We start from the raw sequence: 26,340 nt of genomic DNA, 5'->3' as shown, positions 1-26,340 counted from the left end.
AGGGCATCACTACCTATTTCGTTTCGACAGGCTTCGCCAGATCAGCCACCTCACTGCTGTCCAGGCCGCCGTCAAGGATGCGAACGTCGTCTATCAAGCCGTCAAACCATCGCGCCGCGCCATGGGGCTGACTTCCAATCGCCAAGCCCATGCTTGGATCGCGATCCACGCTGCCCGAGAGGCCGACCTGTCCCACCTCCGCTCCGTCCAGATACAGGCGCAGCGTCGCGCCATCGTAAGTCGCCGCGGCGTGGTACCAGACGCCAGTTTCGAGATTTCCCTTGCTGGCTATAAGCGTCGTGGTTTTTCCACCGACACGAACCCTAGCGCGCAGGCGCGTATCACCGCCGACCGCAATCGTACTCAACATGAAAATATGTTCGTTGTCGGCCGTGCCAGAGGACTTTGAGATCAGCCGGGGGTCGCGCGAACTTCCAGGGAAACTTTCAGCCTTGAACCATGCCGCCATGGTCAGGCCACCCCCCGACACATCGACACTGCCGGCGTCGACATAATCATCAACGCCATCGAGATCAAGCGCATACCCGGCCGGTGCTGTATAGCTCCACTCATATTCCGGGCCACCGTTCAGCAGGCCATCATTGCCTTGAGAGCTCATGTCCTGGACCTTCGAGCCACTACCGTCATCGAAAGTATAGACCAACAGAAGAGCGGCTTTTTCCGCCGGTTTGTCATCGTCATCCGTCGAATCTTCGGCAGATGATTCAGACAGGGTGAGAAAGCCAACCGTCTCCTTGACGTGACTGGTCTCCCGATCAAGGGACTGCTCTTCATCCACCAGAACTGTCACCGAGGCTTGGCTTTTGGAATGCCAGCGAAGGTTGGCTGTATCGCCACCATTCATGGTTTGCATGTCTGACAAGAAGACGGGCGGTTCCTCCGGCGCGTCGGAAAACGCTATCTTGTAGCCTCGCTCCGTCACCCGCTTTGCGGTGTGGTCGGCGGTGTATTCATAGCCGTTTACGACGCCTTTCGAGCGCTGCCAGGCGAGGTAGTTGATCGTTTCCTTGGCATGAACCTGGGGCAGAGCCTGCTCTTTTTGCAGACCGATCTCAAAACCGTAGTCATCGACATTGTTGATTCGCGTGGTAACCGCTGTCCCGCTGGGGTCGTTGTTACTTGCAATCGTGCTCAAGATAACGGGGGGCACAGGGAACACACCTTCAAAACTGACCGGGTAGGCAGGTGTGGAGGAGTCGACATCCACACTGCCTGCCTCTATCCAGCCGCCATTCGGCAATTGGTGACGCCCAGCCTCAACGACGATATAACCGGCTTTTTCGAAACGATGCCAGACATGTCCAAGATAGTCCCATTCCCGCACTCGCACGGTGAAACCGTCATTGGTGACATTTTTGACCTGCACAACGGCCGGGCTGGCATCCTCAAGACTCAGCGGCCCGACCAGCACAATCGGGTTCTTGTATGTCTCGCGGAACTTGATCGTCTTCCAGCGATGATTCACCCGGATCTCCCCCGCTTCCAGTTGGAGTCCAGCGCTTTCTTCATCGGCTTCCGTCACCTGAATGAGTTGTGCCTTTTCCACCGAATCCGATCCATCCGGGCCCGAGACCGTGAGCGATACACTGTAGGTGCCGGGTTTCTCGTATACATACTCCGGATTGGCCCCGGCGCCGCTGCCGCCGTCGCCAAAGCTCCACTGGAAGGCGTCAATATCACCCGAGGAAGTGGACGTAAACCGCACCTTCAATGGCGCCTGCCCGCGGGTCACACTTGCACTGAACGCGGCGTCCAGTTCCGGGGAGAGAGCGGTAATGTAGCTCCCCTTGAAATTCACCGCGGTACCGCCTTTACCGGTAGCGGACAGGCTGACCGAATACACGCCGGGGCGGGTATAGGTGTGAGTGGGCGAAGCCGCCGTACTCTCGCTGCCGTCGCCAAAATCCCATAGGAACGAGTCTGCATCTGTAGATGTGTTGTCGAAACTTACCTGCAGCGGCACTTGGCCCGCGGTTACATTGGCGCCAAACTCGGCCGTCGGCGCAGTCGGTTCCGGTTCCGGCTCGGGTTCCGGCTCGGGTTCCGGCTCGGGTTCCGGTTCCGGCTCGGGGTCGGGCTCGGGCTCGGGCTCGGGGTCACCCGAATCATCGGGATCTCCTGAATTGCCGAATTCGGAAGCCAGCTGGGCAATTGCGGCGGCATCGAGACCGCGCCGTAAAATATGTACGCCGTCGATGAGTCCGTCAAACCAGCGGGTGTTTCCAAGCGGTTGACTGCCGATCGCGACAGGCATGGATGCATCGGTATCGATAGTGCCAGACAGGGCCGTGCTGCCGACAACCTGTCCGTCCAGATAGAGTCGAAGCGACGCTCCATTGTAGGTTAGCGCCGCATGATGCCAGTTGCCCGCACCGATATCGCCACTGCTCGCGATCAGTGTGGTGGTTCGTCCGCCTACCCTGACACGGCCACGCAGCCGGGTTCGGTCACCCGAACGGATAGTACCCAGCATAAAGATGTGATCGTTGTCAGCCACGCCCGAGGCCTTCGATATAATCCTCGGATCGCGATAGTCACCAGGAAAGGTATCGGCCTTGAACCAGGCCGCCAGGGTCATTTCATTCCCCCGCAGATCCAGCGACCCCACATCGACAGAGTCATCGACGCCATCGAAACGCAGCGCATAGCCTTCCCCGGTTTCCGATACCTTCTCGAACGCGGGATTACCGATCAGTCGGCCGTCGTAACCATTGCCACTCTCGTCCCTTACCACCGAGCCATGGCCCTCATCAAAAGAGTATGTCAGCACGGCATCGCCGAGGGACTCGCCCGCGTCTTCTCCCGTCGTATCGACGATTATCTCGTTCGAATAGTCACTACAGCTCTGCTTGTCCGCCGTGCATGCCCTGACGGCAATATAGTAGGTCTGCTTTTCAGCAAGCGACTCCAGGGTCAGCGGAGGCGTATTGCCATCTCTAAAATTGGCATAGTTACCGCTGCTGTAGCCCCAGGCTACCTGGTAGTGATCAACGGTGGGATCAGCGACTTCGTCCCAGTCGAGCGTCAAATCTGCGGCGTTGGCATTTGATGCTTGCAGCAGCGTGAAGCCGAACAACACCAGAAAAAGTTGAAACATTTTGCAGCCTTGGATGATGGGGATTAGGAGCTGTTCTCGCGAACAGTGTTTGGGTACTTTGACGCCAGCGAAACCCACAAGCCCAAAAAACCAGACTGCCCTTGAGCGTAGACAGGCTACGCGCCCAGGACAAGCGGGGGCTTGCGAGTACCGGTGGCGACTCGGACCTTCGCCGACCGATTCCGGCACTGCCGGGTACGTTTTCGACGTCAACGCCCGAGGCGAACTATCACGGCTTTCGGCGTTGCATCCCGACTTCCGGGTTGCTTCGCCCATGACCGTGCTGCCTGTTACAAACCTGTCCACTGCAGACTCTGCGGTGATTTTCATACGCAAGAAAACTGGAAGTATCGCGGCCAGGCCTTCGCTCAGGCATTCCGTAAACGAAAGTTAATATCGAACTTTTCATTCCTCATAGGAATTTCTTGAGAAAAGCCCAGAAAACGTAAACCGATTGGCCCTCAGCCGGTGAAACTGCCTGGTCGTGACTTGCGCACAGCCATTCTTCACCGGGCGAGCGGACAACAGAATCACCTTTAGCATAAACCGCGCCATGCTTATTTATATTTAGTTATATCAGCTACTTACGAAAAAAAGGCTGTGCGAACGCGAGGCGCTCTGCGTGAAAATCAACAAAAGCTGTCTGCTTATGGCGACAGCAAAACCCTCGCCTCGTCCATAAACCCCGCAAATCAGGCAGTTACGCTGTCGCAAAATCCAGACAGCTATCGGTGCCGGAGCAACAGCTTACAGAGATAGGTCACCGGCCTCCGCCGGCGAGCCCGTCCCCGCCGGAGTCGAACACGGGGCATTTCGCGGCGCGGGCGTACACCGCCGGGCAATCCACCCACCCGCGGATACCACCAGGGCCGCGTCGCGACCCCGGGGAACGGTTGGTCGCCCCCTCAGGAGCGCCCCAGGTACTTGCGCCGCGAGTGTTCCATCAATGCCCACAACACATTGTTGGAACTGACCTGGCCAACGAGTCTGCCGTTTTCCACCACCGGACGCCGACGCTGCTTCGTTTTTACCAGGTCCTGCGCAATTTCCACGATACTGTCCGTTGAGACACAGGTATTGACGTCGGACTTCATGGCGTCTTCCACGAGCACATGTTCCGGGTCACCTTCATTGTAGATAGCGGCGAGTACCGCCTGGATGCAATCCAGCTCCGACAGGATGCCGACCACCGCGCCATCGTGGTCGGTGACGGTGATGCCCGTTAGCTTGTACTCCACGATCATGGAGATGGCCTGCACCAGGTTTTCCTCCGGGTGGATCGTCAGCGGATTGCGGTGCATGCATTCCTGGATGGTTGTGGGATTTGCCATTGCCGTGCTCCTCGTGCCTGTTTATACGTCTTATTGCCGCGCCCCCGGTACCGCTCCCCCGGGGCCGCCGACCTTCAATCCAAGGTGCCGCGCCATAAAGGCCCACATGTCGGCGTATTCCTCGATCACCATCGCCGTGGGCTTGCCAGCGCCGTGGCCGGCCCGGGTCTGGATACGAATCAGCACCGGGGCCTCGCCGTCCTGGTAATCCTGGAGGCGGGCGATGTACTTGAAGCTGTGGCCCGGCACCACCCGGTCGTCGGTATCGGCGGTGGTTACCAGTACCGCCGGGTAGTCACCCCCCCTGGCGATATTGTGATAGGGCGAATAGGCGTAGAGAGCCTCGAATTCCTTGGGGTCTTCCGCCGAGCCGTAATCGTCCACCCAGAAGCGGCCCGCGGTAAAGCGGTGAAAGCGCAGCATGTCCATCACGCCCACCGCCGGAATAGCGGCGCCAAACAGGTCCGGACGCTGGTTGAGCACCGCCCCCACCAGCAGGCCGCCGTTGCTGCCACCGTAGATCCCCAGGTGTTGCGGACTGGTGTATTTCTGCGCCACCAGGTACTCACCCGCGGCGATGAAATCATCAAACACGTTCTGCTTGTTTTGCCGGGTACCGGCCTTGTGCCAGGCCTCGCCGTACTCACCGCCACCGCGCAGGTTGGCCTGGGCATACACGCCGCCCATATCCATCCAGGCCAGGCGGGTAACCGAGAACCGCGGCGTCAGCGAAATATTGAAACCGCCGTAGCCGTACAGCAGGGTCGGATTGCCGCCGTCGAGTTTCAGGTCCTTGCGGTGGGCGATGAACATCGGCACCCGGGTGCCGTCCTTCGAGCGGTAAAAAACCTGCTCGACCACGTAGTCCTCGGGATCGAAGGCCAGTTCCGGCGCGAGGGCCGCTTCCATGTCGCCGCTGGCGACATCGTAGTGGTAAATCGTGGCTGGGCGATTGAGGGAGGAAAAACTGAAGTAGGTGCCGGTTGCCCCCGGATCCGAGGGAAAGCCCGACACATTGCCCAACCCCGGCAGCGCGACCTCGCGCACCCGCTTGCCGGAAAGGGTGAACACCTCCGCCTTGCCGTGGGCGTCCTCAAGGTATTCCAGAACCAGGTGGCCGCCGACCAGGCTCACATCCTGCAGCACCGGCTCCCGCTCGGGTATGACTTCCCGCCAGCTGGCCTCCCCGGCTTGCCGGAGGTCGTAGCCCAGTACCCGGCCGCGGGGCGCATCCAGGCTGGAGCGGAAATAGGCGAGCCCGTCGGCCACCGCCACAAAGCTGAAATCCGCGCGAAATTCATCCTCGATCACGACCACTTCACCCGGGGCCTGCTCGAGGTCGATAAACTCCAGCCGATAGCGGGCATCCGTGCCGATCCAGGTGGCGATAAACAGGTAGCGGCCATCGCGGCTGACCGAGGTGTTGAAGCCCCACTCTGGGTGATCGGGCCGCGCATGCACCCGCCGGTCGGCGGTTTGCGCCGTGCCCACGCGGTGAAAATACACCGCCATGTTCTTGTTCAGCCCCTGGAACTCGGCCCCCTCCTCGGGCGCGGGATAGCGGCTGTAGTAAAAGCCCGTTCCATCCGCGGCCCAGCTGATGCCGGAGAACTTGATCCATTTCAGTTCCTCCGCCAGCAGCTCGCCGCTGGCCAGGTCCTTCACCCGCCAGGTGCGCCAGTCGCTGCCCCCGTCCTGGATACCGTAGGCGATGTAGCGCCCGTCGGGGCTGACCTCGAAGCCGCCCAGGGCCACGGTGCCGTCGTCGGACCAGGTGTTGGGGTCCAGCACGACCTGCGGATTCTTCCCCGGCGTTTTACTGCGGTACAGCACCGCCTGGTCCTGCAGGCCGTCGTTGTGCAGGTAGAACCAGTATTCCCCGCGCCGCTCCGGGGTGGAGTAGCGCTCGAAATCCCACAGGGTGGTAAGGCGCTCGGCAATTGCCTGCCGCGCCGGCAACTGCCCGAGGTAGTCGAAGGTCAGCGCATTCTGCGATGCCACCCAGTCCGCCACCTCCGCGGATTCGCGCACATCCTGCTCCAGCCAGCGGTAGGGGTCGGCCACCACGGTGCCGTGAAAGTCGTCTTTCTGGTCCACCTGACGGGTGTCAGGGTAATCCAGGCCAGCCGCCGCGGCGCCGGACAGGCACAGCGCGAGGGTCAGCGCGGGCAGTTGCATGGGCGATGTCATGTGGAGATCTCCGGTTGCGATTCACTACGGGGATCTTACCACTACCCCGGAAAGACGCCTCGCTACAGCGCGCGCCGCACCGCCATCACCTCCGCGTCCTGCGCGCTGCGGTGAATCGAAAAACCCAGCCGGCGGCACAGTTGCAGCATTTTCGCATTCTCCGCCAGCACCTCGCCCTCGATCTCGCGAAAGCCGTGCTCCCGCGCCAGCGCCATCAGGCGCTGCATCAACTGGCTGCCGATACCCTGGCGCTGCATCTCGTCCGCCACCGCCAGGGCGAACTCACAGGAGTCGCCACCGGGATTGGCCACGTAGCGCGCCACCGCCTTGAGACTGGCCTCGGCGGTACCGTCGCCGTCGACCGCCACCAGGGCCATTTCGCGGTCGTAGTCGATCTGGGTAAAGCGGGCGAGCATGGCGGGCGTGATATGGCCCATGCCGTACATGAAACGGAAGTACTTGCTCTGGGGCGACAGTCCGTCCACGAAACGCTGCTCGATGGCCGCGTCTTCCGGCCGGATAGGCCGCACCGACAGGGGCCGCCCGTCGCGGGTATTCAGGCTGTACTCCAGTCCCGGCGGATAGGGGTGGATCGCCATGTGGGCATAGCGCGCGCCGGTTCGGGCGGGCGCCGACACGGCGACCCAGGCATCCACCGCCAGCACCCCGTGCTCGTCGGCCAGCACCGGGTTGATAATCAGCTGCTCGATTTCGGGCAGTTCGCAGGCCATCTCCGAGGCGCGCATCAGGATATCCACCAGGCCCTGGACATCTGCCCCCGGCAGGTGGCGGAAGCCGCGCAGAGCGCGATTCGCCCGGGTGCGGTGGATCAAGTCCTCGCACAGGAACACATTGAGCGGAGGCAGGGCGACCTGGGTGTCGGCGTAGATGTCCATCGCCATGCCGCCGGTGCCAAAGCGGATCACCGGCCCGAAGACCGGGTCCCGGTCGATGCCCACCACCACTTCGCGCGCGTGGGGGCGTTCCGCCATGCGCTCCAGGGTCACGCCGCGAATGCGCGCCGCCGGCGCCCCCGCCGCCACCGCGGCGACAATTTCCCGGTACACGATGGGCACCGAGGCCGCCTCGCGCACATTGAGGCGCACTCCACCGACATCGCTCTTGTGGGAGATGTCCGGCGAGTTGATCTTCATCACCACCGGCAGGCCCATCGCCTCCGCCTCGGCCCGCGCCTGCTCCGGGTCGCGGGCATTGACGCAGGTGGCCACGGGTATGTGGAAGGCCGCCAGCAGTTCCCGGGCCTCCACGCCGTCCAGCGCGCGGCGGGACTCGGCCATCGCCGTGCCCAGGATCGCCCGCGCCGCCTGCACCCGCGGCGGGCGGTGGCTGGACAGGGGCGGCGGGGCCTGCATCAACTTGTCCTGGTTGCGGCGATAGGCGGCCAGGTAACCGAAACCGTTGACCCCCGCCTCGGGGCTGTTGAAGTGGGGAATGCCCGCGGCTTCCAGGCGCGCCCGCCCCTCGCGCACCTGGTTCTGGCCCAGCCAGCAGGCCAGCACCGGTTTGCGGGCGCCCCGGGCCGCCTCGACCAGCCCCTCCGCGCAGGCCGTGGGTTCGGTCATGCCCTGGGGGGTCAGCAGCACCAACAGCCCGTCGACATTGCGGTCGGCGAGCACGATGCGCACCGCCTGCTCGTAGCGCGCGCTATCGGCGTCCCCCAACAGGTCGATCGGGTGGGTGTGGGACCAGTGCGCCGGCAGCACCGCGCTCAACGCGTCGATACTCTCCGCGCTCAGGGTCGCCAGGGGGACGTCGAGTTCGTCGGCGCGGTCCGCGGCCATCACCCCGGGGCCGCCGCCGTTGGTAATGATGGCCAGCCGCCGGCCGGTCACCCGTACCTTCGACGACAGGATATTGGCGGCGGCGAACAATTCGTTGGCGGTCAGCACCCGCACCGCGCCGGCGCGCTCCAGGGCGGCGTTGAACACCTCGTCACTGCCGAAATGGCCGCCGGTATGGGTAACCGCCGCCCGGCGCCCGGCCTCGTGCCGCCCGGGCTTGACCACGATCACCGGCTTGAGCCGCGCCGCCGCGCGCAGGCCGCTGAGAAAGGCCCGCGGATCGGAGATGCCCTCGATGTACAGCAGAATACTGCGCGTGCGCGCATCCACCGAGAGGTAGTCCAGCACCTGGCCAAAGCCCACGTCCGCCGTCGCCCCCAGGGAGGCCACGGCGGAAAAGCCGCGACCGCCGGACTCGGCGGCATCCATCAGCGCGGTACAAAAGGCCCCGGACTGGGACACCAGCGCCACCTGGCCCGGGCGCACGCCGCTGTGGGCGAAAGTGGCGTTGAGCCCCGCCGTGGGCCGGATAACACCCAGGCAGTTGGGGCCGACCAGGGGAATGTCCGCGCCCCGGGCCAGGGCCACGATCTCGTCCTGCAGTTGCTGGCCGAAGGGGCCCACCTCACCAAAACCCGCGGAAATCACCACCACGCCGCCCACCCGGCTGTCCACGCACTCGCGCATGACCTCGGGGATACGCTGGGCGGGAATGGCCATCACCACCAGGTCCACGGGCTCCCCGACATCCCGGATCGAGGGGTAGCACTGGCGATCGAGAATGGATTCGTGGTTGCGGTTGACCGGATACACCGCGCCGCTGAACCCAGCGTCGAGGATATTGCGCAGTACCTGGTAGCCGACGGAATTTTCACGCGGCGAGGCTCCAATCAACGCCACCGAGCGCGGTTCGAATATGCGGTGCAGCCTGTGTGGTCTCATTCGCTTAACCTGTGGTGCATCCTGTACTACAGTTGCTCGCAGTATAGACCTCAACAGGGCGACGCCGCAGCCACAATGCGACGGCCGCCACGGGAATTGCGACCATGACCATCGCCTATATCAGCCATCCGGAATGCCTGCTGCACGAAATGGGCCCCCACCCCGAGCAGCCCGCGCGGCTGAACGCCATCGCCGACCGCCTGATTGCCTGCGGCCTGGACGCGGTGCTGCGGCACCACGAAGCTCCACAAGTCAGCCGCTCCCTGCTGGAGCAGGTTCACGACCCGGCCTACGTACAGTCCCTGTTCGCCGCCGCGCCAACCAGCGGCTACCACCCGCTGGACCCCGACACGAGCATGAACCCACACAGCCTGCCCGCTGCCCTGCGCGCCGCCGGCGCGGCGCAGCTGGGGGTGGACCTGGTCATGTCGGGCGAGGTCGACCGGGCATTCTGCGCCGTGCGCCCCCCGGGACACCACGCCGAGCGCGACCGGGCGATGGGCTTCTGCCTGTTCAACAATGTCGTGGTGGGCGCCTATCACGCGCTGGGACACTACGGCCTGGAACGCGTCGCGATCCTGGATTTCGACGTCCACCACGGCAACGGCACCGAGCACATCGTGCAGGGCGACGAACGCATCCTGTTCTGCTCCACCTTCCAGCACCCCTTCTACCCCCATACCGGCGACACCTGCCGGGCGGGCAATGTCATCAATACCCCGCTCCCCGCGGGCACCGGGAGCGAGGGCTTCCGCCGCGCGGTGGAAGACCACTGGCTGGGGCCGCTGGCTGACTTCGCGCCGCAGCTGATACTGGTATCGGCGGGCTTCGACGCCCACCAGGCGGATGACATGGCGGGCCTGAACCTGGTGGACACCGACTACCACTGGATCACCCGGCGCATCTGCGAGCAGGCCGAGACCTCCGCCGCGGGCCGGGTGGTGTCCTGCCTGGAGGGCGGCTATGAACTGCACGCCCTGGCCCGCAGCGTGGAGGCCCACCTGAAAGCCTTCCTCGGCGCCACCTAAACGGGGACATAAAAAATGGGGGACGGATACGAATGGCGCTTACTTAGGTGAAAAACAGGGTATTTTGCCCTCTGTAGGGTCGAATTCATTCGACCAATAAAGGCGCTCACGGCATCAATGGCCGAATAAATTCGGCCCTACAACGGTTGAGCAAGTACCTTTCGGGACGGATACCTATTTTTCTTTTTCGGATCTTTGGTATTAATTCATGGGCTAAGGCACGGGCGCCAATTGACGCGCCACGCCCGGGTGGCGAATACTCGCCCCTTTGAGTCACGGCGGACACCGCGACATGTCGCAAACCCTGATCGTCATCGACAACCGCGCCGACTGGGCGCCCTACTACCCCAGCGAACAGGTCATCACCTTCGCCGACTACCTGGGCGGCCACTACCCTTCCGGGGCGGCGCGCACCCGGGTCATCAACCTGAGTCGCAGTTTCGGTTACCTGTCCCAGGGTTACTACTGCTCCCTGTTGGCGGAGGCCCGGGGGCACCGGGTCATCCCCTCGGTGCGCACCCTCAACGACCTCAGCAAACGCTCGCTGTACCGCATCCACCTGGATGACTTCAGCCAGCGGGTGTACAAGGCGCTGAAGGACGCCGACACCTCGCGCGACATTCCCCTGTTGAGCTTTTTTGGCCACACCGGCGACCCGCGCTACGACGAGCTGGCGCAAAAACTGTTTGAGGTCTTCCCCTGCCCGATCCTGGAGATCACCCTGCGCTACCGCAAACAGTGGGAAATCGCCAGCCTGCGCCCGCGCTCGCCGAAAGGACTCGGCGACGCCGAGGAGAGCAGCTTTGCCGAGGCGCTGGACGAGTTCAGCCGCAAGGTGTGGCGCCGGCAGCGGGAACAAAAATCCGCCCGCTATGACCTGGCCGTGCTGGTCGACCCGGCGGAGGCGCTGCCGCCCTCGGATGCGAAGGCCCTGAAGCACTTCGTCAAGGCGGGCCGGGAACTGGGTGTGGACGTGGAGCTGATCACCCAGCGAGACTACCTGCGCCTGCCGGAGTACGATGGCCTGTTCATCCGCGCCACCACCAATATCGATCACTACACCTACCGCTTCGCCAAGAAGGCCGAGAGCGAGGGCCTGGTGGTCATCGACGACAGCAACTCCATCCTGCGCTGCACCAACAAGATCTACCTCGCGGACCTGTTCCGCACCCACAAAGTGCCCTCGCCAAAGACCGTGGTGCTGTACAAGGACCAGCCGGGACAGCTGGATGAACTCGGCGAAAAGCTGGGTTACCCGATCGTGGTCAAGATCCCCGACGGGGCCTTCTCCAAGGGTGTGGAAAAGGCCGCCGATCCCGGCGAGCTAAAGACGATCTGCAAGCGCCTGTTCCAGCACTCCACCCTGCTGCTGGCCCAGGAGTTCCTGTACACCGATTTCGACTGGCGCATCGGCATTCTCGATCGCAAACCGCTCTACGCCTGCCGCTATTACATGGTGAAAGACCACTGGCAGATCTACCGCCACGGTCAGAAGACCGATTCCGGCGGATTCGATACCCTGCCCACATTCGAGGTGCCCCCGGCGGTGCTGGAAGCCGCGGTGCGCGCCACCCGGCCGATCGGCGACGGCTTTTACGGCGTGGACGTCAAGGAGAGCCAGGGCAAGGGCTTCGTGATCGAGGTCAACGACAATCCCAGCATCGACAGCGGCGTCGAGGATCGCTACCTGGGAACGGAGCTGTACCGGATGATTATGTCCACCCTGCTAAAACGGATGGAAGCAAAGCGGGGGCATTGACTGCCCCCTGTAGGGCCGGATTCATCCGGCCATTGCGGGTATTTGGTCGAATGAATTCGACCCTACAGGGAGGGGGCACTTCCTATCCGTGTGGGGCGGACAGCGGGCCTGTTGTAGACTCTACAACCGCAGGACCTTCTCGCCGCGGGAGATGCCGGCGATGCCGGAGCGCACCACCTCCAGGATCTCCGCCTCGGCCATGGCGGCCACGAAGGAATCCAGTTTCTCGCCGGTGCCGGTGAGCTGGATGGTGTAGACGTTGGGGCCCACATCCACGATCTGGCCGCGGAAGATGTCGGTGGTGCGCTTGACCTCGTCGCGCTGGGCGCCGCCGTTGGCGCGCACCTTGATCAACATCATGTCGCGCTCGATATGGGCGCCCTCGGTCAAATCCACTACCTTGACCACATCCACCAGCTTGTTCAGCTGCTTGGTGATCTGCTCGATGATGCGGTCATCCCCCACCGTGGTCAGGGTCAGCCGCGACAGGGTGGCGTCGTCGGTGGGCGCCACGTTCAGGGTCTCGATGTTGTAGCCGCGCTGGGAGAACAGGCCGACCACCCTGGACAGGGCCCCGGGCTCGTTTTCCATCAGGATCGATATGATACGTCGCATCTCAGGTCCTCTCGTTCTTGCTCAGCCACATGTCCTTCATCGCGCCGTTGGGCGCCACGTGCATCGGGTACACGTGCTCCATCGGGTCGATGAAGACATCGAGGAACACCAGCTTGTCCTTCATCGCGAAGGCCTCTTCCATTTTCGTGTCCAGATCGGCCAGATCCGTGACCTGCATGCCCACGTGGCCGTAGGCCTCCATCAGCCGGGTGAAATCCGGCAGCGAGTCCTCGTAGGTACTCATGGCGTAACGGCCCTCGTACTGCATGTCCTGCCACTGCTTGACCATGCCCAGGTAGTTGTTGCGCAGGTTGATGATCTTCACCGGCAGCTTGTACTGGGTGCAGGTGGACAGCTCCTGGATATTCATCTGGATACTGCCCTCGCCGGTGACACAGGCCACCTCCTTGTCCGGGAAGGCCAACTTGGCGCCCATGGCCGCCGGCAGGCCGAAGCCCATGGTGCCCAGCCCCCCGGAATTGATCCAGCGCCGGGGCTGGTCGAAGCGGTAGTACTGGGCCGCGAACATCTGGTGCTGACCCACGTCGGAGGTAATGTAGGCGTCACCGCCGGTCACCCGGTACAGGCTCTCGATCACCTGCTGGGGCATGATCCGGTCGCTCTCGCCATAGCGGCGGCCGGTCCACAGGCCGTGGTCCCCGCGCCACTCGTCGATCTGTTGCCACCAACGCGCCAGGGCGCCGGGATCGGGCAGTTCCGTGTCTTTCTTCCGCAGCTGACGGACCTGCTCGGTGAGGTCAGCGAGCACCGACTGCACCGGGCCCACGATGGGAATGTCCGCGTTGACGGTCTTGGAGATGGACGTGGGATCGATATCGATATGAATAATCTTGGCCCCGGGGCAGAACTTGGACACCGTGTTGGTGACGCGGTCGTCGAAGCGCGCGCCCACCGCCAGGATCACGTCCGAGTGGTGCATGGCCATGTTGGCCTCGTACAGACCGTGCATGCCCAGCATGCCCAGGAACTGGCGGTCGGTGCCCGGGTAGGCGCCGAGACCCATCAGGGTATTGGTCACCGGGTAATTGAGCTCGCGCGCCAACTCGGTGAGCAGGCCGCTGGCCTCGCCCTGCACCACGCCGCCGCCGGCATAGATCACCGGCCGTTTGGCGGACAGCAGCAGGCGCGCCGCTTTCTTGATCTGCCCGGTGTGGCCGCGCTGGGCGGGGGCGTAGGAGCGGATTTTCACCGCGTCCGGGTAGTGGTACTCGAACTTGGCATCCGGGCGCGTGGCGTCCTTGGGAATGTCGATCACCACCGGCCCGGGACGGCCGCTGGCGGCGATATGGAAGGCCTTCTTGATGGTGGCCGGGATCTCCTCCGGCTCGCGCACCATGAAGCTGTGTTTCACGATGGGCCGGGAGATGCCCACCATGTCGGTCTCCTGGAAGGCGTCCTCGCCGATCAGGTGGCTGGCCACCTGGCCCGACAGCACCACCATGGGAATGGAGTCCATGTAGGCGGTAGCGATACCGGTGACCGCGTTGGTGGCGCCGGGGCCGGACGTCACCAGCACCACACCGGGCTTGCCGGTGGCGCGGGCGTAGCCGTCGGCGGCGTGGGTCGCCGCCTGCTCGTGCCGCACCAGCACATGGGGAATCTTGCTCGTCTTGAACAAAGCGTCGTATATATGCAGCACCGCGCCGCCCGGGTAGCCGAAGATATACTCGACTCCCTCGTCTTCCAGGGCGCGGGCGATCATTTCACCGCCGGATAACATCTCCACGATTATCTCCTGATTGCAAAACGCCCCGACGCGTTACCCTCGCCGGCGGCAGTTCCGATCGTCTGTGTGGAGAAGCACTGTGAAATACCTGGCCCGGTACACCGCAGGGCGACGCCACTCCCGGTACGGGCGAGATACAGTGCGAGAAGATACGAGACCTTCTACGAAACCTTCGTCCCCCGGCATTGCCGGAAGCCCTCCAGGGTCTTTCTGCGGAAAGCGGAAAGAGCGCACGGAGAGGCTATCCTCAAAGGCTCTTTCCACGCTCGCCATGGCTGGCGAGGAAGGGGAAAGCGATCACGAACCCGTGTATCGGTCGCCCTGCGGGGTAGCGCAGTATCTGGCCCCCAGCCCGGCCCATGCGGCTCTGGCTGGTTACGGGACTCACAGGCAGCTGGCGCGAATCATCGCATCGCGGCAGTGGGCCAGGGGTTGAGGGTACTCAACGTTAGCCGTTGCCACCTGTAAGACCGGGCTATTGTTCGCCGCCGCGCCGCGGAAGTCAACCGCCACGCAGCGGAATACGGCCAAATATGCCTGCGGTTCGCGCATTGCACCCCTGTGAGCTTCTGGGTTACTTTTAGCACGATATACCGCACACAAGGGGAAGGGCGCGTGCACATTGCCAAGGGTTACCACGCTCCGCTGTTGCTGGCGTTGTCATTGTTGCTGGCCTGTACCAGTCCGGGCGCCAGTGCCGATAAAAGCTATTACCGCTGGCTCGACGACCGCGGCAATCCCGTGCACAGCGACCGGCCTCCCCCCGCGGGCACCCCCTACGAGGTAATCTCCGCCGGCAGCAGCCTCAAGCGCGTGGTGACACCCGATGAGGGAGCCGTGCCGCCGGAAGTAAAACCGCGGGTGGGCAATGAATTCGAGCAAGTGGATACCAAGGCGAAGGAAGAGCAGTTCGAGAAAAACCCCGAGCTGTGCGAGCTGGCGCGTTCAAACCTCAGTACACTGAATTCCGCCGCCCGCGTCAGGCTGCGCGATGAAAATGGCGAACTGGTGTTCCTGAGCGACGAACAAAAAGCGGCTGAGGTTGCCAAGGCCGAGCAAATGATCGACGTACACTGCCCCTGACACGCGAAGGACAACCTCAACTGATATAAAAATGGCCCCTTTCGGGGCCATTTTTATAGGTGGCTATCGGAACGCGTTCAACGGTGACTGAACACCGCCGATTCGCCCTCCATATCGACAGCTATGGTCTGCCCGGCCTCGAAATCCCCCGCCAGGATGCGCTGGGCCAGCGGGTTTTCCAGCTCCTGCTGGATGGCCCGCTTCAGCGGCCGCGCACCGTAGACCGGATCGAAGCCCGCGGCGCAGAGATGCTCCATAAAGGCCTCCGAGATCTCCAGACCCAGCTCCCGCTCCTGCAACCGCTTGCGCAGGGCCGCCAGCTGGATATCGGCGATACCGCGGATCTGCGACTGCGCCAGGGGGTGAAACACCACCGTCTCGTCGATACGGTTGATGAACTCCGGCCGGAAGTGCTTGCCGACCACCCCCATCACCGCCGACTTCATGGCGGCGTAGTTGTCCTCGCCGGCCATTTCCTGGATCAGGTCGGAGCCGAGGTTGGAGGTCATCACCACCACCGTGTTGCGGAAGTCCACCGTGCGGCCCTGGCCGTCGGTCAGGCGCCCGTCCTCCAATACCTGCAGCAGGATGTTGAATACGTCCGGGTGGGCTTTTTCCACCTCGTCCAGCAGCAACAGCGAATAGGGGCGACGGCGCACCTTCTCGGTCAGGTAGCCGCCCTCCTCGTAGCCCACGTAACCGGGGGGCGCGCCGATCAACCGCGCCACGGAGTGCTTCTCCATGAACTCGGACATGTCGACCCGCACCATGGCCTGCTCGGAGTCGAACAGGAACTCCGCCAGGGCCTTGCACAGCTCGGTCTTGCCCACCCCGGTGGGGCCCAGGAACAGGAAGGAGCCGTTGGGACGGTTGGGATCGGCCAAACCGGAGCGCGAGCGACGCACGGCGTTGGACACCGCGGTCACCGCCTCGTCCTGGCCCACCACCCGGTGGTGCAGGGACTCTTCCATGCGCAGCAGTTTCTCGCGGTCGCCCTCCAGCATCTTGGCCACCGGGATACCGGTCCAGCGGGACACGACCTCCGCCACTTCCTCGTCGGTGACCTTGTTGCGCAGCAGGGTGCGCTCCGTGGTCTCCGCCTCATGGGCGGCGGCCAGCTGCTTCTCCAGCTCGGGAATACGGCCGTACTGCAGTTCCGACATGCGGGTCAAATCGCCGGCCCGGCGCGCCGCCTCCATGTCCAGCTTCACCTGCTCCAGCTCGCCCTTGATGTGGGCGGCGCCCTGCAGGGTGGCCTTCTCGGCCTTCCACACTTCCTCCAGGTCGGAGTACTCGCGCTCGACCTTGTCGATCTCCTCGTTGAGCTGGTCCAGCTGCTTCTGGGAGGCCGGGTCCTTGTCCTTCTTCACCGCCTCGCGCTCGATCTTGAGCTGGATCAGGCGCCGCTCCAGGCGGTCCATGGATTCCGGCTTGGAATCGATTTCCATGCGGATACGGCTGGCGGCCTCGTCCACCAGGTCGATGGCCTTGTCCGGCAACTGGCGGTCGGTGATATAGCGCTGGGACAACTTGGCCGCGGCGATAATGGCGCTGTCGGTGATATCCACCCCGTGGTGCACCTCGTAGCGCTCCTTCAGGCCGCGCAGAATGGCGATGGTGTCCTCTTCATTGGGCTCGTCAACCAATACCTTCTGGAAACGGCGCTCCAGGGCCGCGTCCTTCTCCAGGTGCTGGCGGTACTCGTCCAGGGTGGTGGCGCCCACGCAGTGCAGCTCGCCGCGGGCCAGGGCGGGCTTGAGCATATTGCCCGCGTCCATGGAGCCCTCGGCCTTGCCGGCGCCGACCATGGTGTGCAGCTCGTCGATGAACAGGATAATGCGGCCCTCCTGCTTGGAGAGCTCGTTGAGAACCGCCTTCAGGCGCTCCTCGAAATCGCCGCGGAACTTGGCACCGGCCAGCAGCGCGCCCAGGTCCAGGGACAGGATGCGCTTGTCCTTCAGGCCCTCGGGCACCTCGCCGTTCACCACCCGTTGGGCCAGGCCCTCGATAATCGCGGTCTTGCCCACGCCGGGCTCGCCGATCAGTACCGGGTTGTTCTTGGTGCGGCGCTGCAGCACCTGGATGGTGCGGCGGATCTCGTCGTCGCGGCCAATCACCGGGTCGAGCTTGCCCTGCTCGGCGCGCTCGGTCAGGTCGATGGTGTATTTTTGCAGGGCCTGGCGGGATTCCTCGGCCTCGGGATTGTTCACCGCCTCGCCGCCGCGCACCTGGTCGATGGCGGCCTTCAGCGATTCCTGGGTGACCCCGTGGGCCTTGAGCAACTCGCCGGCCTGGGACTTGGTTTCCAGCATGCCCAGCAATACCACCTCGCTGGAGATGTAGGCGTCGCCGTTTTGCTGGGCCAGCTTGTCGGCCACGTTGAGGATGCGCCCCAGGTCGTTGGACAGGTGCACGTCCCCGGCGTTGCCGCCGCTCACCGTGGGCAGGGCGTCCAGCGCGGCCTTGACCTTGTTGGCCAGGCCCACCAGGTCTCCCCCGGCCTGCTGCAGCAGCGGGCGGGTCGAGCCGCCCTGTTGCTGCAGCAGGGCCGCCAGCAGGTGTACCGGCTCGATAAAGTTGTGATCCTTGCCCAGGGCCAATGATTGGGCGTCGGCCAGCGCGCCCTGCAGCTGGTTGGTCAGTTTGTCCATTCTCATGCGTGTGATTCTCCTTCAACCTCCGGCTTGCGGCGGGAGCGGTTGTTTGAACTCTGCCTGCAGATATGGGGGAGGAATGGCCCTGTTTCAAGTGGGGTTATAGCTCCAGGGGCGTATTTGGTCGAATAAATTCGACCCTACAGAGGCCGGGAGGAACCACCCTGTAGGGCGGACAGCGGGCCCCTCTTTTCGGGTCATTCATTCCGCCGCTTTTGGTCGAATGAATTCGACCCTACACAGGGCGTCAAATTCGGCCGTAAACGGGCGTGAAATACCCCGAGATGCCGCGTTGCGCGGCGGTAGTCAGGGGGCGAGCGTGACGATGGAGGCCATGCGGCCGGTATTGCCGTCCCGGCGGTAGGAGAAAAAGTGCTCGGCGTCGCTGAAGGTGCAATGTCCACCGCCGTGGACCGCGGTCAGTCCAGCGCGCGCCAGGCGCAGGCGGGCCAGGGCGTAGAGGTCGGCAAAGTAGTGCCCTGGCCGACCCGAGGGCTCGAAACAGGCGGCCTCGGCGTCATCGGCGCCCGCGCAAAAGGCCGCGCGCACCTCCGGTCCCACTTCGAAGGCCCGCGGGCCGATCGCCGGCCCCAGCCAGGCCAGTAATTCGGCGGGCGCCACGCCGATCGCTGACACCGTCGCCTCCAGCACCCCCGCCGCCAGGCCGCGCCAGCCGGCGTGGGCCGCGGCGACCCGGGTGCCGCCGCGGTCGCAAAATAGCACCGGCAGGCAGTCCGCGGTCAGTACCGCGCAGGCCGCGCCGCGGGTGCGAGTCCAGCTGGCATCGGCCTCGGGTGTGAAAACCCTCGACGGGACTTCCACCACCGCGGTGCCGTGGACCTGCTGCAACCATTGCAGCCGGGCGCCACCAGGCAGCAGCGCCTGCAAACAGCGACGGTTCTGTGCACAGGCCGGATCGCCCACATGGTGACCGAGATTGAAGCTGTCGAAGGGCGGTGCGCCGCAACCGCCCCGGCGGGTGGTGCAAAAGGCCCGCACCCCGGGGGGAGCGGGCCAGTCGGCCTCAATAAGGGCTGGCGGCACCGGCATCCACCGGATCCTCGCTGGCGAGCACCGCCAACAGGGCCGCGATATCCGCCGGCAGCGGGCACTCGAACTGCATCGCCTCGCCGGTCAACGGATGCACCAATCCCAGCGCCTCGGCGTGCAGGGCCTGGCGGGGAAAACCGCGCAGGGCCTCGATCAGGTCGCTTGAGGCGCCCTTGGGAATGCGCGGCCGGCCACCGTACACCGGATCGCCCACCAGCGGGTATTTGCGGTGGGCCATATGCACCCGAATCTGGTGGGTGCGACCGGTCTCCAGGTTGACCGCCACCCGGGTGTGGTGGCCAAAGCGCTGCGCGATGCGGTAGTGGGTCACCGCGGGCTTGCCCCCCACCGCCACCACCGCCATCTTCTTGCGCTGGCGCGGGTGGCGCCCGATGGGCTCATCGATAGTGCCGCCGCCGGTCATGGCACCCACGCAAATCGCGCAATACTGGCGCTTGACGCTGCGAGCCTGGAGTTGGGCCACCAGGCTGTGGTGCGCCGGCAGGGATTTGGCGGCGACCATCAGGCCGGAGGTTTCCTTGTCGAGGCGGTGCACGATGCCGCCCCGGGGCAGGTTTTCCATCGCCGGGACGTGATTGAGCAGCGCGTTGACCAGGGTGCCGTCGGCGTGCCCCGCCGCGGGGTGCACCACCAGGCCCGCGGGCTTGTTCAACACCAGGATACTGTCGTCCTCGTAGACGATATCCAGGGCGATGGCCTCCGGCTGCCACGTGACCTCCGCCTCCAGCTCCGCCTCCAGCGCCAGCGTCGCCCCGGCGCGCACCTTGTCCCGGGGACGGCAGCTCTCGCCGTCCAGGCGCAGGGCGCCGCTCTTGATCCAGGCCTGCAGCCGCGAGCGGGAATAGGCCGGGAACAGGCGCGCCGCGGCCGCGTCCAGGCGCTCGCCGTTCAGTTCCGGGGTGATCACTGCCTGTTCGCTGACCGTTTCCGCCATTGTGCTCCCTTGAAATGCAACTGGCGGGAGCTGTTTATGCCCCCGCGCCACTGTGGTTAAATACGCTCCCACAATCCCGAATACAGTCTATCACGCCAGCGGTCGCCAACTTGTTGAAATCACTCAGAATCGTCGCAACACTCCTGCTACTGGGCGGCCTCGTCGCCTGCTCCGGCAACGACAGCCCCGACATCGCCGCCGATGCCGGCGAGCAGCAAATGTACCGGGAGGCCCAGCGCTACCTCAATAACAGCAACTACGACCTCGCGGTGCGCAGCCTGCAGTTGCTGGAATCGCGCTACCCCTTCGGCAAGTACGCCGAGCAGGCCCAGCTGGAGCTGATCTACGCCCACTACGGCGCCTACGAGCACGAGGCGGCGGTGGAAGCGGCGGACCGCTTTATCCGCCTGCACCCCCAGCATCCCAACGTGGACTACGCCTACTACATGAAGGGCCTGGCGGCCTACTCCGGCAGCCAGGACCTGTTCTCGCGCTTCTTGCCCACCGACGACACCAAGCGCGACACCAGCCACGCCAGGGAGGCCTTCGCTGAATTCGCCCAGCTGGTGTCCCGCTATCCCGATAGCCCCTACGCCGCCGACGCCAAGGCGCGCATGGTCCACCTGCGCAACCTGCTGGCGCGCCACGAGATCAACGTGGCCAACTACTACTTCCGCCGCGGCGCCTACCTGGCCGCCGCCAACCGCGGCCGCTATGTGGTGGAGCATTTCCAGCGCACCCCGGCGGTGGCCGACGGCCTGGCGGTAATGGCCCAGGGCTATATTCTGCTGGGTATGAACGACCTGGCGGAGGACGCCATCGACGTGCTGGCGCTGAACTACCCGGAACACCCCTCCCTGGACAAGGACGGCAACTTCGACAGCGTCTACACCCTGGACGGCGTGCAGCGCTCCTGGGTCAACAAGGCGACTTTCGGCCTGTTCGATCCGCCGGAGCCGCCCCAGTTCGACAACCGGGAAACCTTCGAATAAGGCACATCGGCCGAATGAATTCGGCCCTACAGGGGGGCAAGCACCACACCCTGCGGGGCCGGAATCATTCGGCCAAACCCAGACCAGGCACCAGACCTTGTAGGGCCGAATTCATTCGGCCAAACCCAAGCTAGGGCATCTCACCGCGTAGGGCCGAATTCATTCGGCCACAACCCGCCGAACCCTAGTCCCCCAGGGTCCACCCCGAGGTAATCGGATAGCGCCGGTCGCGACCGAAGCCACGCTGGGTGATACGCACGCCGATGGGCGCCTGGCGCCGCTTGTACTCGTTCAGGTCCACCAGGCGCAATACCCGGTGCACGTCGTCCGGATCCATCCCCGATGCGATAATCGCGGACGCGCTGCAATCTTGTTCCACATACAATTCGAGAATGCGGTCGAGCACGTCATAGGGCGGCAGGCTGTCCTGGTCCTGCTGGTCGGGACGCAGCTCCGCCGAGGGCGGGCGTTCGATCACCCGTTCCGGGATGCAGGGACCGAGACGGTTGCGATAGCGACACAGCTCGTAGACCAGGGTCTTGGGCACATCCTTGAGCACATCGAAACCGCCGGCCATGTCGCCGTACAGGGTGGAGTAACCCACCGCCAGCTCGCTCTTGTTGCCCGTGGTCAGCACCAGCAGGCCCTTTTTGTTGGAAATCGACATCAACAGCACGCCGCGACAGCGAGCCTGCAGGTTTTCCTCGGTGGTATCCGCCTCCAGCCCGACGAACTCCTCCCGCAAGCCCGTCATGAAGGCCTCGTACATGGGCTCGATCGAGATCACCTTGTGCTTGACGCCCAGGGTCGCGGATTGCTCGGCGGCGTCTTCCACGCTCATCTGGGCGGTGTAGCGGAAGGGCATCATCACCGCTTCCACCCGGTCCGGCCCCAGCGCTTCCACCGCCACCGCCAGGGTCAGCGCGGAGTCGACCCCGCCGGACAACCCCAGCACCACGCCGCGGAAGCGGTTCTTGTTGACGTAGTCGCGCACGCCCAGCACCAGGGCCTGCCAGGTGGCTTCCAGCTCGTCCATGGGGGGGGCCGCCGCCAGGCCTTCAAGCTCGATACCGGTGTCGCCACGCCGCGCCTGCAGCCAGTATTCCCCCTCCTCGAAATTGGGCGCCGCGCCGCACACGTCGCCGCGCGCGGAAACCGCGAAGGACCCGCCGTCGAACACCAGCTCGTCCTGGCCACCCACCTGGTTGACGTAGACGATGGGAATGCCCGCGGCGCGGGCGCGCTCGCCGACCAGGCGCCAGCGCTCGCCCCGCTTGCCCCGGTGATAGGGCGAGGAATTGATGTTCAGCAACAGTTCGGCACCGGCGCGGGCGGCCTGTCGGGCGGGACCGGGCTCCCAGATATCCTCGCACACGGTAAGGCCCACGCGCACGCCGTCAATGTCCACCACGCAGGGCTCATCGCCCGCCTCGAAATAACGTTTCTCGTCGAACACCTGGTAGTTGGGCAGGCTCTGCTTGCGGTATTCCGCCACCACCTGGCCGCGGTGCAGCACGCCGGCCACGTTGTACAGGGCGGTGCCGATGCGCCGGGGATAACCCAGGATCACCCACGCGCCACCGGTCATGGCCGCGCGGACCTGGTCCAGGGCCTTGGCAACACGGATTTCGATGCTGGGCCGCAACAGCAGGTCTTCCGGCGGATAGCCGCTGAGGGTCAGCTCGGGGAACACCACCACCGGCGCGGCGTGCTCGGCCTCGGCGCGCTGGATGGTTTCGATCACCTTTTGGGTATTGCCCTCGAAGCCACCCACCAGGGTGTTCATCTGGGCCATGAGAATATTCAGGGTCGTCATCTAGGTTAAAATCTGCTCAAACCGCCGGGCCCCGTATTCTCCGGGAAAGCGTCCACCATGGCCAGTCCCGGACTGGAGAGTCCCGGACTGGAGAGTCCCGGACTGGAGAGTTCCGGACAAGACATCAACGGGCCGCAGGTGGCGACCCGACGGGCCGTGGGGACCCTGCTCCCGGCTTACGTTACACTGTGCCCTACCGCGAACCGGCCCGGGCAGGGCCCGGGTGGCATACAACGACAGCAGGGCGACTTTGAACCGGCCTTCGATACTGACCAACCCCGTCACCACCAGTAGCAGCAAGCAGAACACCACCCTGTTCCGCATCTACGTGGCCTACCGCTCACTGCTGTCGGTGGTGTTGCTGATCATGCTGGTCAGCCCCAATACCCGGCAGCTGGTGGGCGGGCTGAACCCGCCGCTGTACATTGGCGTGGCCATCGCCTATGTCGCCACCAGCGTTGTCCTGATGGGCTCTCTGTCGGCCAACTGGCACCAGAACCACCGCTACCTGTTCCTGGTTTTCCTGGTGGATATCGCCGCCATCACCCTGCTGGCCGACGCCAGCGGCGGCATGGTGAGCGGCCTGCCCATTCTACTGGTGATCACGGTCGCGGCCAGCGCGGTGATGATAACCAACCGAACCCTGGCGACCCTGGTGGCGGCGTTGAGCGTACTGGCCATCCTGCTGGACACCGCGCGCCTGGTGGTGGTCCACAAGCTCGCCATCAATGCCTTGTTCCCCGCGGGCCTGCTCGGCCTGCTGCTGTTCGGCGTGTCGCTGATGGTACAGGCCATCGCCAACCGCCTGGGACGCGCCGAGGAGCTGGCGCGGACCCGGGCCAGCGACCTGTACAACCTGCAACGCCTCAACGAGCAGATTGTGCAGCATATGCAGACCGGCATCCTGCTGGTATCCAGCGAGGGTCGGGTACGGGTGATGAACAAGGCCGCCACCGGACTGCTGGCGCCGGAACGCCCCCTCACCGTGGAACAGGGGCGGCAACTGGCGGAATACAGCGAGGAACTGGCGTACCAGTACGAACACTGGCGCGACAGCGGCCTGCACCGGGCACAGCCCTTTTCCGTGCAGGAGGGCGCGCCCCCGGTGATCGCCAACTTCCGCGAACTGCAACCCGGCAGCCAGGGCGAGGCGCTGGTGTTCGTGGAGGACTACACCCCCGTTACCCAGTACGCCCAGGCCCTTAAGCTCACATCCCTGGGCCGGCTCACCGCCAGTATCGCCCACGAAATTCGCAACCCCCTGGGAGCCATCAGCCACGCCGCGCAACTGCTGCAGGAATCCCCCGACCTGCAAGCCCCGGACCGCCGCCTGGCGGAGATCATCCAGGAACACAGCGCGCGGGTGAACCAGATCGTCGAGAGCGTGATGCAGATCTCCCGCCGCGAACCCCCGAAACCGGAGTACCTGCTATTGGCCGAGTGGTTGGCGAAGTTTGTCGGCGATTACCTCGACACCCTCAACCGCCCCGCCGACATCACCGTGGACTGCAGCTACCGCGACCTGCTGGTGGAGTTCGACCCGGAAAACCTGCGCCGGGTGCTTGGCAACCTGCTCGACAACGCCCTGCGCCACAGCAAGCTGGCAACCGGTCACGAGCGAGCGCGCATCGAGGTGGCGCTGGACTTCCAGTCCAGCCAGTGCCTGATCGATGTCATCGACTACGGCGCCGGGGTACCGCCCCAGGACCAGAACAAGCTGTTCGAGCCCTTTTACACCACCGTGGAATCCGGCAGCGGGATGGGGCTGTACCTGTGCCAGGAGCTTTGCGAGATCAACAACGCCTCCCTGCGTTACGCCCCCACGAACAAGGGCGAGAGCTGCTTCCGCCTGGCGCTGAACAAGCGCGCACTTTAGACTAGCCGCATATGACCCAGACCGTATTGATCGTCGACGACGAACCCGACATCCGAGAGCTGCTGGACATCACCCTCAGCCGCATGGGGCTCAACACCTGCAGCGCCGCCAGCCTGGGTGAAGCCGAGCGACGCATGCGCGAGGAACACCCAGACCTCTGCCTGACGGACATGCGTCTGCCCGATGGCAACGGCATCAGCCTGGTGGAATACATCCAACGGGATTTCCCCGAGGTGCCGGTGGCAATGATCACCGCCCACGGCAGCGTGGAGACGGCAATCTCGGCCCTCAAGGCGGGTGCCTTCGACTTCATCAGCAAACCCATCGAACTGGAGCGCCTGCGCAGCCTGGTGAGTTCCGCGCTCAAGCTCAGCGACGCCGGGGAGGCACGCGCCACACCCCAGGACCCCGCGCGGGGCCCCAGCCTGATAGGCGACAGCCCGGCCATTGCCACCCTCAGGCAGCAGGCACTCAAACTGGCCCGCAGCCAGGCCCCGGTACATATCCAGGGCGAATCCGGCAGCGGCAAGGAAGTCGTGGCCCGCCTGATCCACAACCACGGTCCGCGCGCCAACGCGTCCTTCGTCGCCGTCAACTGCGGCGCCATCCCCCACGAATTGATGGAGAGCGAGCTGTTCGGCCATGTAAAAGGGAGCTTTACCGGCGCCATCCAGGACAAGCCGGGCTTGTTCCAGGCCGCCCAGGGCGGGACTCTGTTCCTCGACGAGGTGGCCGACCTGCCCCTGGCGATGCAGGTCAAGCTGCTGCGCGCCATTCAGGAAAAGGCCGTACGTCCGGTGGGCGGCAGCGCGGAACAACCCACCGACGTGCGCCTGCTGAGCGCCACACACAAGGATCTCGCCGCCGAGGTGGCCGCCGGCCGTTTCCGCAACGACCTGTACTACCGCATTCACGTCATCGATGTTCAGGTGCCGCCCCTGCGCGATCGCCTGGAGGACCTGCCGGCACTGGTCGACGCGGTACTGCGCCGCGTCGGCGCCGAGGGCGACAAACCGCCCGCACTCGACGCCTCGGCCCTGGACGCCATGCGGCGCTACCACTTTCCCGGCAATGTGCGGGAGCTGGAAAACATCCTGGAACGGGCCTGGGCACTGAGCGAAGGCCCGCGCATCACCGCCGACGATCTGCAGTTCGCGGGCGGCAGCACCGGCGCGCCCGGCGGCTCCGGACCCGCGGCGATTTCCCCCGATATCGAGGCCGCGATGGGCGATCTGGAGGGCTACCTCGAGGACGTGGAGCGACAGATCATCAGCGCGGCGCTGGAACAGTGCCGCTGGAACAAGACCGCCACCGCCAAGCAGCTGGGCATCAGCTTCCGCAGCCTGCGCTACCGGCTGCAAAAGCTCAAACTGGAAGACTAG

The 26,340-nt window shown here is 64.5% G+C and carries 16 protein-coding genes; 6 read left to right on the top strand and 10 right to left on the bottom strand.

What is annotated here, in order from left to right; translation table 11 throughout:
• Positions 1 to 13: 13 nt before the first annotated feature.
• The 4 genes from JYP50_RS01460 to JYP50_RS01445 all read right to left on the bottom strand — a co-directional run bounded on the left by JYP50_RS01460 (position 14) and on the right by JYP50_RS01445 (position 9,383).
• Positions 14 to 3,118: a LamG-like jellyroll fold domain-containing protein gene (locus JYP50_RS01460; RefSeq protein WP_206558671.1), complete on the bottom strand. Its 3,105-nt coding sequence runs from the start codon at positions 3,116 to 3,118 to the stop codon at positions 14 to 16.
• 905 nt (positions 3,119 to 4,023) lie between these two features.
• Positions 4,024 to 4,449, bottom strand: a complete 426-nt coding sequence (locus JYP50_RS01455; protein ID WP_241262690.1) for a CBS domain-containing protein — start codon at positions 4,447 to 4,449, stop codon at positions 4,024 to 4,026.
• Between the two features lie 30 nt (positions 4,450 to 4,479).
• A complete protein-coding gene (locus JYP50_RS01450) occupies positions 4,480 to 6,639 on the bottom strand; it encodes a prolyl oligopeptidase family serine peptidase (RefSeq protein ID WP_206558670.1) in 2,160 nt (719 codons plus the stop codon).
• A gap of 62 nt (positions 6,640 to 6,701) precedes the next feature.
• Positions 6,702 to 9,383, bottom strand: coding sequence for a bifunctional acetyl coenzyme A synthetase (ADP forming), alpha domain/GNAT family N-acetyltransferase (locus JYP50_RS01445; protein ID WP_206558669.1), 2,682 nt, complete (start codon positions 9,381 to 9,383; stop codon positions 6,702 to 6,704).
• A gap of 104 nt (positions 9,384 to 9,487) precedes the next feature.
• Here JYP50_RS01445 and JYP50_RS01440 point away from each other — a divergent pair, with 104 nt between their 5' ends.
• Positions 9,488 to 10,411 (top strand): histone deacetylase family protein, encoded by a 924-nt coding sequence (locus tag JYP50_RS01440; RefSeq protein WP_206558668.1) that lies wholly within the window; start codon positions 9,488 to 9,490, stop codon positions 10,409 to 10,411.
• Between the two features lie 292 nt (positions 10,412 to 10,703).
• Positions 10,704 to 12,170, top strand: coding sequence for a RimK family protein (locus tag JYP50_RS01435; protein WP_206558667.1), 1,467 nt, complete (start codon positions 10,704 to 10,706; stop codon positions 12,168 to 12,170).
• A 120-nt stretch (positions 12,171 to 12,290) separates the two neighbouring features.
• On the opposite strand, the gene ilvN is transcribed toward JYP50_RS01435, so the two are convergent.
• Both ilvN and JYP50_RS01425 read right to left on the bottom strand, forming a co-directional pair.
• Complete coding sequence (ilvN, locus tag JYP50_RS01430) at positions 12,291 to 12,785, bottom strand: acetolactate synthase small subunit (protein WP_206558666.1); 495 nt, start codon at positions 12,783 to 12,785, stop codon at positions 12,291 to 12,293.
• A gap of 1 nt (position 12,786) precedes the next feature.
• Positions 12,787 to 14,532, bottom strand: a complete 1,746-nt coding sequence (locus tag JYP50_RS01425) for an acetolactate synthase 3 large subunit (protein WP_206558665.1) — start codon at positions 14,530 to 14,532, stop codon at positions 12,787 to 12,789.
• A 615-nt stretch (positions 14,533 to 15,147) separates the two neighbouring features.
• Here JYP50_RS01425 and JYP50_RS01420 point away from each other — a divergent pair.
• Positions 15,148 to 15,615, top strand: coding sequence for a DUF4124 domain-containing protein (locus tag JYP50_RS01420; protein WP_347136700.1), 468 nt, complete (start codon positions 15,148 to 15,150; stop codon positions 15,613 to 15,615).
• 77 nt (positions 15,616 to 15,692) lie between these two features.
• Here the strand turns inward: JYP50_RS01420 and clpB are convergent, their stop codons facing one another.
• The 3 genes from clpB to rluD form a co-directional block, all read right to left on the bottom strand.
• Positions 15,693 to 18,272 (bottom strand): ATP-dependent chaperone ClpB, encoded by a 2,580-nt coding sequence (clpB, locus tag JYP50_RS01415; RefSeq protein WP_206558664.1) that lies wholly within the window; start codon positions 18,270 to 18,272, stop codon positions 15,693 to 15,695.
• A gap of 303 nt (positions 18,273 to 18,575) precedes the next feature.
• The gene (gene pgeF / locus JYP50_RS01410) at positions 18,576 to 19,319 is read right to left on the bottom strand and encodes a peptidoglycan editing factor PgeF (protein ID WP_206558663.1); all 744 of its coding nucleotides are present in this window, start codon (positions 19,317 to 19,319) and stop codon (positions 18,576 to 18,578) included.
• Positions 19,294 to 20,274 (bottom strand): 23S rRNA pseudouridine(1911/1915/1917) synthase RluD, encoded by a 981-nt coding sequence (gene rluD, locus JYP50_RS01405; protein WP_206558662.1) that lies wholly within the window; start codon positions 20,272 to 20,274, stop codon positions 19,294 to 19,296. The genes pgeF and rluD overlap by 26 nt, the downstream gene beginning before the upstream one ends.
• Before the next feature lie 113 nt (positions 20,275 to 20,387).
• Here rluD and JYP50_RS01400 point away from each other — a divergent pair, with 113 nt between their 5' ends.
• The gene (locus JYP50_RS01400; RefSeq protein WP_241262689.1) at positions 20,388 to 21,266 is read left to right on the top strand and encodes an outer membrane protein assembly factor BamD; all 879 of its coding nucleotides are present in this window, start codon (positions 20,388 to 20,390) and stop codon (positions 21,264 to 21,266) included.
• Positions 21,267 to 21,450: 184 nt separating this feature from the next.
• Here JYP50_RS01400 and JYP50_RS01395 read toward each other — a convergent pair whose 3' ends face one another.
• The gene (locus JYP50_RS01395) at positions 21,451 to 23,082 is read right to left on the bottom strand and encodes an NAD+ synthase (protein ID WP_206558660.1); all 1,632 of its coding nucleotides are present in this window, start codon (positions 23,080 to 23,082) and stop codon (positions 21,451 to 21,453) included.
• A 250-nt stretch (positions 23,083 to 23,332) separates the two neighbouring features.
• Between JYP50_RS01395 and JYP50_RS01390 the strand changes: the two genes are divergently transcribed.
• Both JYP50_RS01390 and JYP50_RS01385 read left to right on the top strand, forming a co-directional pair.
• Positions 23,333 to 24,958 carry a sensor histidine kinase gene (locus tag JYP50_RS01390; protein WP_241262688.1) on the top strand — a complete coding sequence of 542 codons (1,626 nt, stop codon included), beginning with the start codon at positions 23,333 to 23,335 and terminating at the stop codon, positions 24,956 to 24,958.
• Between the two features lie 11 nt (positions 24,959 to 24,969).
• Positions 24,970 to 26,340 (top strand): sigma-54-dependent transcriptional regulator, encoded by a 1,371-nt coding sequence (locus JYP50_RS01385; RefSeq protein ID WP_206558659.1) that lies wholly within the window; start codon positions 24,970 to 24,972, stop codon positions 26,338 to 26,340.

It is taken from the genome of Parahaliea mediterranea, from assembly GCF_017255185.1.
Lineage (GTDB): Bacteria > Pseudomonadota > Gammaproteobacteria > Pseudomonadales > Halieaceae > JAFKCZ01.
The sequence above is the reverse complement of the archived record's forward strand: the minus strand, read 5'-3'. Positions and strand labels throughout refer to the sequence as shown.

What these genes read in the sequence shown, in the direction of transcription:
- JYP50_RS01460 (WP_206558671.1), bottom strand. Translation starts at nt 3,118, where the DNA reads ATGTTTCAACTTTTTCTGGTGTTGTTCGGCTTCACGCTGCTGCAAGCA.
- JYP50_RS01455 (WP_241262690.1), bottom strand. Translation starts at nt 4,449, where the DNA reads ATGGCAAATCCCACAACCATCCAGGAATGCATGCACCGCAATCCGCTG.
- JYP50_RS01450 (WP_206558670.1), bottom strand. Translation starts at nt 6,639, where the DNA reads ATGACATCGCCCATGCAACTGCCCGCGCTGACCCTCGCGCTGTGCCTG.
- JYP50_RS01445 (WP_206558669.1), bottom strand. Translation starts at nt 9,383, where the DNA reads ATGAGACCACACAGGCTGCACCGCATATTCGAACCGCGCTCGGTGGCG.
- JYP50_RS01440 (WP_206558668.1), top strand. Translation starts at nt 9,488, where the DNA reads ATGACCATCGCCTATATCAGCCATCCGGAATGCCTGCTGCACGAAATG.
- JYP50_RS01435 (WP_206558667.1), top strand. Translation starts at nt 10,704, where the DNA reads ATGTCGCAAACCCTGATCGTCATCGACAACCGCGCCGACTGGGCGCCC.
- ilvN (WP_206558666.1), bottom strand. Translation starts at nt 12,785, where the DNA reads ATGCGACGTATCATATCGATCCTGATGGAAAACGAGCCCGGGGCCCTG.
- clpB (WP_206558664.1), bottom strand. Translation starts at nt 18,272, where the DNA reads ATGAGAATGGACAAACTGACCAACCAGCTGCAGGGCGCGCTGGCCGAC.
- pgeF (WP_206558663.1), bottom strand. Translation starts at nt 19,319, where the DNA reads ATGCCGGTGCCGCCAGCCCTTATTGAGGCCGACTGGCCCGCTCCCCCC.
- rluD (WP_206558662.1), bottom strand. Translation starts at nt 20,274, where the DNA reads ATGGCGGAAACGGTCAGCGAACAGGCAGTGATCACCCCGGAACTGAAC.
- JYP50_RS01395 (WP_206558660.1), bottom strand. Translation starts at nt 23,082, where the DNA reads ATGACGACCCTGAATATTCTCATGGCCCAGATGAACACCCTGGTGGGT.
- JYP50_RS01385 (WP_206558659.1), top strand. Translation starts at nt 24,970, where the DNA reads ATGACCCAGACCGTATTGATCGTCGACGACGAACCCGACATCCGAGAG.